The sequence below is a fragment of the Demequina sp. genome (genome assembly GCF_024642165.1).
Taxonomy (GTDB): Bacteria; Actinomycetota; Actinomycetes; order Actinomycetales; family Demequinaceae; genus Demequina.
Genome location: NZ_JAHEBP010000102.1, coordinates 1 through 7,541 on the forward strand (window position 1 = coordinate 1; position 7,541 = coordinate 7,541).

Genomic DNA, 7,541 nt, shown 5'->3' on the forward strand with positions numbered 1-7,541 from the left:
GTTGTTTACCAGCTGCTCTTGGTGATGCCGGGAAGCTCACCGCGGTGAGCCATCTCCCGGAAGCACACGCGGCAGAGGCCGAACTTGCGGTACACGGAGTGCGGACGTCCACACCGCTGGCAGCGGGTGTAGCCGCGAACGGCGAACTTCTGCTTGCCGGCGGCCTTGTTCTTCAGCGCGGTCTTGGCCATGTCCTACTTCTCCTTGAACGGGAAGCCCAGCTGCTTGAGCAGCGAGCGGCCCTCGTCGTCGGTGGTGGCGGACGTCACGATGGTGATGTCCATGCCGCGCACGCGGTCGATCTTGTCCTGGTTGATCTCGTGGAACATCGACTGCTCGGTGAGACCGAAGGTGTAGTTGCCGTTGCCGTCGAACTGCTTCGGGCTGAGACCGCGGAAGTCGCGGATCCGGGGAAGCGCCGTGGACAGCAGGCGGTCGAGGAACTCCCACATCCGGTCGCCGCGCAGCGTGACGTGCGCGCCGATCGGCTGACCCTCGCGCAGCTTGAACTGAGCGATGGACTTGCGGGCCTTGGTCACCTGGGGCTTCTGGCCAGTGATGGCCGTGAGGTCCGCGATGGCGCCCTCGATGAGCTTCGAGTCCTTGGCGGCGTCGCCCACACCCATGTTGACGACGACCTTGGTCAGGCCGGCGACCTGGTTGATGTTCTCGTGCCCGAACTCCTCGCGCAGGAGCGCGATGACCTCGTTGCGGTACTTCTCCTTGAGACGCGGACCGGTGGTCGCGGTGGTCGCGGTGGCCATCAGACGTCCTTACCCGAGCGCTTGGCGACACGCACGCGCACCGTGCGCTTGCGGCCGTCCCGCTCAACCTCTTCCGTGCGGTAGCCCACACGGGTGCCCTTCTTGGTCTCCGGGTCCACGAGCATCACATTCGACACGTGGATCGGGGCCTCGACGGTGACGAGACCGCCCTCCGCGTTGTCGCGGCGGGTGCCCGGCTTGATGTGCTTGGTCACGCGCTGGATGCCCTCGACGATGACGCGATCGCGCTCCGAGTCGACGACGAGCACGCGGCCCTGCTGGCCGCGGTCACGGCCGGCGATGACGACCACGAGGTCGCCCTTCTTGATCTTCGCCATCAGATGACCTCCGGTGCGAGCGAGATGATCTTCATGAACTTCTTGTCACGCAGCTCGCGGCCCACGGGGCCGAAGATGCGGGTGCCACGCGGGTCGCCGTCAAGGTTCTTGAGGATCACCGCGGCGTTCTCGTCGAATCGGATGTACGAGCCATCGGGCCGACGGCGCTCCTTGGTGGTGCGCACGACGACCGCCTTGACGACGTCACCCTTCTTGACATTGCCGCCGGGGATTGCGTCCTTGACGGTGGCGACGATGACGTCGCCGATGCCGGCGTAGCGACGGTGGGAGCCGCCGAGCACGCGGATGCAGAGGACTTCCTTCGCACCCGTGTTGTCGGCGACGCGCAGTCGCGACTCCTGCTGAATCATTTCCTAGTCTCCTGTCGTCTGGTTCTCGCTGACATTTCAGCGAGCCTGGTCGAACCTTCTACTTGGCCTTCTCGACGATCTCGACCAGGCGCCACCGCTTGGAAGCGGACAGCGGGCGGGTCTCCATCACGACGACGAGGTCGCCGATGCCGGCGGTGTTGGCCTCGTCATGGGCCTTGATCTTGCTGGTACGGCGCATGACCTTGCCGTAGAGCGGGTGCTTGACGCGGTCCTCGATCTCCACGGTGATGGTCTTGTCCATCTTGTCCGACGTGACGTAGCCGCGTCGCGTCTTGCGGTAACCGCGGTGCTCCTCGGTCGCCGTCGTCTCATTCTTGGTCGACATAGTTGTTCCTTAAGCCTTCGCGGAGGGCGCGGTGCGGATACCGAGCTCGCGCTCACGCAGGATCGTGTAGATGCGAGCGATGTCGCGCTTGACCGCCTTGAGGCGGCCGTGGTTCTCGAGCTGACCGGTGGCCGACTGGAAGCGCAGGTTGAACAGCTCCTCCTTGGCCTTCTTCAGCTCCTCGAGCAGGCGCTCGTTCTCCATGGCGTCCAGCTCGGACGGCATGAGGTCCTTGGTACCGATGGCCATCAGATGTCACCACCCTCACGGGTCACAAAACGGGTCTTCATGGGGAGCTTGTGCTGCGCGCGGCGCATGGCTTCGCGGGCGAGCTCCTCGGGAACACCGGCGAGCTCGAACAGGACGCGGCCGGGCTTGACGTTCGAGATCCACCACTCGGGCGAGCCCTTGCCGGAGCCCATGCGGACCTCGGCGGGCTTCTTGGTCAGCGGGCGGTCGGGGTAGATGTTGATCCACACCTTTCCACCGCGCTTGATGTGGCGGGTCATGGCGATACGAGCCGCCTCGATCTGCCGGTTGGTGACGTAGGCGGGCTCAAGAGCCTGGATGCCGAAGTCGCCGAACGAGATCTGCGTGCCGCCGGTCGACGCACCCGAACGCTTCGGGTGGTGCTGCTTGCGGTGCTTCACACGACGTGGGATGAGCATGTCTGTCAGCCTTCCTTGCCGGTCTCGGCGGGAGCCTCAGCGGCAGGCGCCTCGGCCGCGGGGGCCTCGGACTGCCGCGGGGCGGCGTCGCGACGCGGACCACGGTCGGTGCGCTCGGGACGACCGCCACGGCCACGCTGGGGACGGGGGGCCTTCGCCTGCTCGGCGGCCCACTCCTTCTCCGTCATGTCGCCCTTGTAGATCCACACCTTCACGCCGATCTGGCCGAACGTGGTGCGGGCCTCGAAGAAGCCGTAGTCGATGTTCGCGCGGAGGGTGTGCAGCGGCACGCGGCCCTCGCGGTAGAACTCGGAACGAGACATCTCGGCGCCGCCGAGACGGCCGGAGCACTGCACGCGGATGCCCTTGGCGCCCGCACGCAGCGCGGACTGGATGCCCTTGCGCATGGCGCGACGGAACGACACGCGCGAGGCGAGCTGTTCCGCGATGCCCTGCGCCACCAGCTGAGCGTCGATCTCGGCGTTCTTGACCTCGAGGATGTTGAGCTGCACCTGCTTGCCGGTGAGCTTCTCCAGGTTGGCGCGCAGCTTGTCGGCCTCGGCGCCACGGCGACCGATGACGATGCCCGGACGCGCGGTGTGCAGGTCGACGCGAACACGCTCGCGCGTGCGCTCGATCTCGACCTTGGACACGCCGGCACGCTCGAGGCCCTCCGACATCATCTTGCGGATCTTGACGTCCTCGTCCACGTAGTCGCGGTAGCGCTCGCCCTTCTTGGTCGAGTCGGCGAACCAGCGCGAACGGTGGTCGGTCGTGATGCCCAGGCGGTAGCCGTGGGGGTTGACCTTCTGTCCCATTACTTGGCCCCTTACTTGGCTGCGACCGGGGTCGCGACGGTGACGGTGATGTGGCAGGAGCGCTTGAGGATCTGGTTGGCACGGCCCTGAGCGCGCGGCTGGATGCGCTTCATGGTCGGTCCCTCGTCCACGTAGATCTCCTTGATGACGAGCTCGGTCTCGTCGAAGCGCTCGCCGGCCTGGTCGGCCTTGACACGTGCGTTCGCGATCGCGGACTCGATGAGCTTGCGCACGTCGGGCGCCACGGCCTGCGGCTGGAACTTCAGCGAGGCGGCGGCCTGCACAGCGTTCTGACCACGGACCAGGTTCACGACGCGGCGAGCCTTCTGGGCGGTCACGCGGATGTACCGCGTCTGCGCCTTGGCTTCCATGTTCTAACTCCTCTTACCTTCGCGTGCGCCCCGCGTTAGCGGCGGCCCTTGCGGTCGTCCTTGATGTGGCCCTTGAACGTGCGCGTGGGGGCGAACTCGCCCAGCTTGTGACCGACCATCGACTCGGTGACGAACACCGGGACGTGCTTGCGGCCGTCGTGCACGGCAAAGGTGTGACCCAGGAAGTCGGGCGTGATGACGGATCGACGAGACCAGGTCTTGATGACATTCTTCGACCCCGCGTCGTTCTGGGCGTCCACCTTCTTCTGCAGGTGGTCGTCGACGAAGGGGCCCTTCTTGAGGCTGCGTGGCATTCTTCAGGCTCCCTTAACGCTTGTTCTTGCCGGTACGACGGCGACGCACGATGAGCTTGTCGCTTTCCTTGTTGGACTTGCGGGTGCGGCCCTCGGGCTTGCCCCACGGGCTGACGGGGTGACGTCCACCGGACGTCTTGCCCTCACCACCACCGTGCGGGTGGTCCACCGGGTTCATGACGACACCGCGGACGGTGGGGCGCTTGCCCTTCCAGCGCATACGGCCGGCCTTGCCCCAGTTGATGTTCGACTGCTCGGCGTTGCCCACCTCGCCGACCGTCGCGCGGCAGCGCGCGTCGACGTTGCGGATCTCACCGGACGGCATGCGCAGCTGCGCGTACGGCCCGTCCTTGGCGACGAGCTGCACCGAGGCGCCCGCCGAGCGGGCGATCTTGGCGCCGCCGCCGGGCTTGAGCTCGATGGCGTGCACGACGGTACCCACGGGGATGTTGCGCAGCGGGAGGTTGTTGCCGGGCTTGATGTCCGCACCCGAACCGGCCTCGACGCGGTCGCCCTGACGCAGCTTGTCGGGGGCGATGATGTAGCGCTTCTCGCCGTCCGCGTAGTGCAGCAGCGCGATGCGGGCCGTGCGGTTGGGGTCGTACTCGATGTGCGCGACCGCCGCGGGCACGCCGTCCTTGTCGTGACGACGGAAGTCGATCACGCGGTACGCGCGCTTGTGGCCACCACCCTGGTGACGGGTGGTGATGCGGCCCGTGTTGTTGCGGCCGCCCTTCTTGTGCAGCGGGCGGACGAGCGACTTCTCGGGCTCCGAACGGGTGACCTCGACGAAGTCGGCGACGGACGAGCCACGGCGGCCCGGCGTCGTCGGCTTGTACTTACGAATAGCCATGAGTGGTTACCTGATCCTTCTAGCCGGCCTGGCCAGTGAAGATGTCGATTGCGCCGCCACCAGCGATGGTCACGATGGCGCGCTTGACGTCCTTGCGCTTGCCGAGGCCGAAGCGCGTGCGGCGCGTCTTGCCCTTGCGGTTGATGGTGTTGACGGACGCGACCTTGACACCGAAGATCTGCTCGATGGCGATCTTGATCTCGGTCTTGTTCGAGCGCGGGTCCACCTCGAAGGTGTACTTGCCCTCGTCCATCAGGCTGTAGGTCTTCTCAGACACGATGGGACGCACGATGATGTCGCGCGGGTCCTTGTTCAGCACGGTCACGTCAGTTCTCCTCCGCCTCGGACTCGGTGGCGACGGCCTTCGCGGACTTGCCGGTCGCGGGACCGGCGACGAACGCGTCGAAGGCGCCCTGCGTGAAGACCGTGTCGTCGTTCACGAGCACGTCGTAGGTGTTGAGCTGGTCGACGGCGAGCAGGTGCACGCCCGCCGCGTTGCGCAGCGAGAGCCACGTGATCTGGTCGTCGCGCTCGGCGACCACGAGGACCGAGCGGCCCGACGCGAGCGCGGTGAGCGACGCGAGGGCGGCCTTGGTCGACGGGGCGTCGCCGGAGATGAGTCCCTCGACCACGTGCACGCGGCCGGCGCGGGCGCGGTCGGAGAGGGCACCGCGCAGGGCGGCGACCTTCATCTTCTTGGGGGTGCGCTGCGAGTAGTCGCGCGGCTGCGGGCCGTGGACGGTGCCACCGCCGGCGAACTGCGGTGCGCGGGTCGAACCCTGACGGGCGCGGCCGGTGCCCTTCTGCTTGTAGGGCTTGCGGCCACCGCCGCGGACCTCGCCGCGGGTCTTGGTGGCGTGCGTGCCCTGACGAGCAGCGGCGAGCTGCGCCACCACGACCTGGTGGATCAGCGGGACGTTGGTGTCGACGTCGAAGATGTCGGCGGGAAGCTCGACGTTCAGCTTGGTAGCCATGGCGATCACGCGCCCTTCACGGCGGAACGGATGAGAACGACGCCGCCCTTGTTGCCGGGAACCGCGCCCTTGACGAGCACGAGACCCTTCTCGACGTCCACCGCGTGGACCAGGAGGTTCTGGACGGTCTTGCGGGCGTTGCCCATGCGACCGGCCATCTTGATGCCCTTGAAGACGCGCGACGGCGTCGAGGCGCCACCGATGGAGCCCGGCTTGCGGTGGTTGCGGTGAGCACCGTGAGAGGCACCCACGCCGTGGAAGCCGTGGCGCTTCATGACACCGGCGGTGCCCTTGCCCTTGGTGGTGCCCGTCACGTCGACGAGCTGGCCGGCCTCGAACACCTCTGCGGTGATCTCCTGGCCGAGCGCGTACTCGGAGGCGTTGGCGGTGCGCACCTCGGCGACGTGGCGGCGCGGCGTCACACCGGCGGCCTCGAAGTGGCCCTTGAGCGGGTTGGTGACGCGGCGCGGGTCAACGGCGCCGAAGGCGAGCTGGATCGCCTCGTAGCCGTCCCTCTCGACGCCTCGCACCTGGGTCACGACGTTGGTGTCGACCTGGATCACCGTGACAGGCACGATTCGACCCTCGGCGTCCCACACCTGCGTCATGCCCAGCTTCGTACCGAGCAGCGCGGTGACCGCGCGCTGGGCATTGGAAGTCGTAGTCATGATGGTGGAAGTCCTTACGCTTGCTTTAGAGCTTGATCTCGATGTTGACGTCGGCGGGCAGGTCGAGACGCATGAGCGAGTCGACGGCCTTCGGCGTCGGGTCCACGATGTCGATGAGGCGCTTGTGGGTGCGCATCTCGAAGTGCTCGCGGGAATCCTTGTACTTGTGGGGCGAACGAATCACACAGAACACGTTCTTCTCGGTGGGCAGCGGGACGGGTCCCACCACCGACGCACCGGCGCGCGTGACCGTCTCGACGATCTTGCGGGCGGAGGAGTCGATGACCTCGTGGTCATAGCTCTTCAGCCGAATGCGGATCTTCTGTCCCGCCATGGCGTGGTTCTGCCTTTTCTCTCGTGACAACTGTGGTCATCACCCCCGACCCCCGCGCTCGGGCGTGTCGCTCATCTGCGACACACGCGCGCCTGAGACATTTCTGTCGGGTCGTGGGTGATGGTGTGGCCGCCCGCAACGGGCAACCGGTCTATTGTGCCATGTTCCGTATGCGATTGCCAACCGGCTCACGCACCGATGCGGGGCCCGGCCCGAAGGCCGAGCCCCGCATCGAGGGTGCTACTTGAGGATCTTGGTGACGGTGCCCGAACCGACGGTGCGGCCACCCTCGCGGATCGCGAAGCCCTGGCCCTCCTCGAGGGCGATGGGCTGGATCAGCTCGACCGTCATCTCGGTGGTGTCGCCGGGCATGACCATCTCGGTGCCCTCGGGCAGCGAGATGACGCCGGTGACGTCCGTGGTGCGGATGTAGAACTGCGGGCGGTAGTTCGTGTAGAAGGGGTTGTGGCGGCCACCCTCATCCTTGTTGAGGATGTAGACCTTGCCCTCGAACTGGGTGTGCGGCGTGGTGGTGCCGGGGGCGACCACGACCTGGCCGCGCTCGACGTCCTCACGCTTGGTGCCACGCAGGAGCAGGCCACAGTTCTCGCCGGCCCACGCCTCGTCCATCTGCTTGTGGAACATCTCGATGCCCGTGACGATGGTCTTCTGCGGCTGGCGGATGCCGAGGATCTCGACCTCCGAGTTGATCTTGAGCTTGC

General features: G+C 66.7%; 15 protein-coding genes and 1 pseudogene. All 16 read right to left on the minus strand.

Annotated elements, in window-relative coordinates:
* Window positions 1–5: 5 nt before the first annotated feature.
* Entirely contained in the window at window positions 6–191 is a 186-nt protein-coding gene (locus Q0L54_RS09110; protein WP_296667433.1) for a type Z 30S ribosomal protein S14, read from the minus strand.
* Between the two features lie 3 nt (window positions 192–194).
* On the minus strand, window positions 195–764 hold the full coding sequence (gene rplE, locus Q0L54_RS09115; protein WP_296667435.1) for a 50S ribosomal protein L5: 570 nt from the start codon (window positions 762–764) through the stop codon (window positions 195–197).
* Entirely contained in the window at window positions 764–1,102 is a 339-nt protein-coding gene (gene rplX, locus Q0L54_RS09120) for a 50S ribosomal protein L24 (protein WP_296667437.1), read from the minus strand. The genes rplE and rplX overlap by 1 nt, the downstream gene beginning before the upstream one ends.
* The gene (gene rplN, locus Q0L54_RS09125) at window positions 1,102–1,473 is read right to left on the minus strand and encodes a 50S ribosomal protein L14 (RefSeq protein WP_296667439.1); all 372 of its coding nucleotides are present in this window, start codon (window positions 1,471–1,473) and stop codon (window positions 1,102–1,104) included. The genes rplX and rplN overlap by 1 nt, the downstream gene beginning before the upstream one ends.
* Before the next feature lie 58 nt (window positions 1,474–1,531).
* Window positions 1,532–1,819, minus strand: coding sequence for a 30S ribosomal protein S17 (gene rpsQ, locus Q0L54_RS09130; protein ID WP_296667441.1), 288 nt, complete (start codon window positions 1,817–1,819; stop codon window positions 1,532–1,534).
* Between the two features lie 33 nt (window positions 1,820–1,852).
* A pseudogene (gene rpmC, locus Q0L54_RS09135) lies at window positions 1,853–2,068 on the minus strand (50S ribosomal protein L29); the annotation flags it as partial.
* Window positions 2,068–2,487 carry a 50S ribosomal protein L16 gene (gene rplP, locus Q0L54_RS09140; protein ID WP_296667444.1) on the minus strand — a complete coding sequence of 140 codons (420 nt, stop codon included), beginning with the start codon at window positions 2,485–2,487 and terminating at the stop codon, window positions 2,068–2,070. The gene rplP and the pseudogene rpmC, both read right to left, overlap by 1 nt.
* Window positions 2,488–2,492: 5 nt before the next feature.
* The gene (gene rpsC / locus Q0L54_RS09145) at window positions 2,493–3,305 is read right to left on the minus strand and encodes a 30S ribosomal protein S3 (RefSeq protein WP_296667446.1); all 813 of its coding nucleotides are present in this window, start codon (window positions 3,303–3,305) and stop codon (window positions 2,493–2,495) included.
* 11 nt (window positions 3,306–3,316) lie between these two features.
* Window positions 3,317–3,676 carry a 50S ribosomal protein L22 gene (gene rplV, locus Q0L54_RS09150; protein WP_296667447.1) on the minus strand — a complete coding sequence of 120 codons (360 nt, stop codon included), beginning with the start codon at window positions 3,674–3,676 and terminating at the stop codon, window positions 3,317–3,319.
* A gap of 35 nt (window positions 3,677–3,711) precedes the next feature.
* Window positions 3,712–3,990: a 30S ribosomal protein S19 gene (gene rpsS / locus Q0L54_RS09155; RefSeq protein ID WP_296667450.1), complete on the minus strand. Its 279-nt coding sequence runs from the start codon at window positions 3,988–3,990 to the stop codon at window positions 3,712–3,714.
* A 13-nt stretch (window positions 3,991–4,003) separates the two neighbouring features.
* Complete coding sequence (gene rplB, locus Q0L54_RS09160; protein ID WP_296667452.1) at window positions 4,004–4,843, minus strand: 50S ribosomal protein L2; 840 nt, start codon at window positions 4,841–4,843, stop codon at window positions 4,004–4,006.
* Between the two features lie 19 nt (window positions 4,844–4,862).
* Window positions 4,863–5,168, minus strand: a complete 306-nt coding sequence (gene rplW, locus Q0L54_RS09165; protein WP_296667454.1) for a 50S ribosomal protein L23 — start codon at window positions 5,166–5,168, stop codon at window positions 4,863–4,865.
* Between the two features lies 1 nt (window position 5,169).
* Window positions 5,170–5,817, minus strand: coding sequence for a 50S ribosomal protein L4 (gene rplD / locus Q0L54_RS09170; protein ID WP_296667456.1), 648 nt, complete (start codon window positions 5,815–5,817; stop codon window positions 5,170–5,172).
* Window positions 5,818–5,822: 5 nt separating this feature from the next.
* Complete coding sequence (gene rplC, locus Q0L54_RS09175; protein WP_296667457.1) at window positions 5,823–6,485, minus strand: 50S ribosomal protein L3; 663 nt, start codon at window positions 6,483–6,485, stop codon at window positions 5,823–5,825.
* Between the two features lie 25 nt (window positions 6,486–6,510).
* Window positions 6,511–6,819, minus strand: coding sequence for a 30S ribosomal protein S10 (gene rpsJ, locus Q0L54_RS09180; RefSeq protein WP_042213186.1), 309 nt, complete (start codon window positions 6,817–6,819; stop codon window positions 6,511–6,513).
* A 240-nt stretch (window positions 6,820–7,059) separates the two neighbouring features.
* Window positions 7,060–7,541: EF-Tu/IF-2/RF-3 family GTPase (locus Q0L54_RS09185; RefSeq protein ID WP_296667460.1), on the minus strand; the 482-nt coding region annotated here is incomplete at its 5' end.

Excerpts from the sequence above, each read along its gene's own strand:
- rpsS (WP_296667450.1), bottom strand. The coding sequence starts at position 3,990 with ATGCCACGCAGCCTCAAGAAGGGCCCCTTCGTCGACGACCACCTGCAG.
- rplB (WP_296667452.1), bottom strand. The coding sequence starts at position 4,843 with ATGGCTATTCGTAAGTACAAGCCGACGACGCCGGGCCGCCGTGGCTCG.
- Q0L54_RS09110 (WP_296667433.1), bottom strand. The coding sequence starts at position 191 with ATGGCCAAGACCGCGCTGAAGAACAAGGCCGCCGGCAAGCAGAAGTTC.
- rplV (WP_296667447.1), bottom strand. The coding sequence starts at position 3,676 with ATGGAAGCCAAGGCGCAGACGCGGTACATCCGCGTGACCGCCCAGAAG.
- rplX (WP_296667437.1), bottom strand. The coding sequence starts at position 1,102 with ATGGCGAAGATCAAGAAGGGCGACCTCGTGGTCGTCATCGCCGGCCGT.
- rpsQ (WP_296667441.1), bottom strand. The coding sequence starts at position 1,819 with ATGTCGACCAAGAATGAGACGACGGCGACCGAGGAGCACCGCGGTTAC.
- rplN (WP_296667439.1), bottom strand. The coding sequence starts at position 1,473 with ATGATTCAGCAGGAGTCGCGACTGCGCGTCGCCGACAACACGGGTGCG.
- rpsJ (WP_042213186.1), bottom strand. The coding sequence starts at position 6,819 with ATGGCGGGACAGAAGATCCGCATTCGGCTGAAGAGCTATGACCACGAG.
- rpsC (WP_296667446.1), bottom strand. The coding sequence starts at position 3,305 with ATGGGACAGAAGGTCAACCCCCACGGCTACCGCCTGGGCATCACGACC.
- rplP (WP_296667444.1), bottom strand. The coding sequence starts at position 2,487 with ATGCTCATCCCACGTCGTGTGAAGCACCGCAAGCAGCACCACCCGAAG.
- rplC (WP_296667457.1), bottom strand. The coding sequence starts at position 6,485 with ATGACTACGACTTCCAATGCCCAGCGCGCGGTCACCGCGCTGCTCGGT.
- rplD (WP_296667456.1), bottom strand. The coding sequence starts at position 5,817 with ATGGCTACCAAGCTGAACGTCGAGCTTCCCGCCGACATCTTCGACGTC.
- rplE (WP_296667435.1), bottom strand. The coding sequence starts at position 764 with ATGGCCACCGCGACCACCGCGACCACCGGTCCGCGTCTCAAGGAGAAG.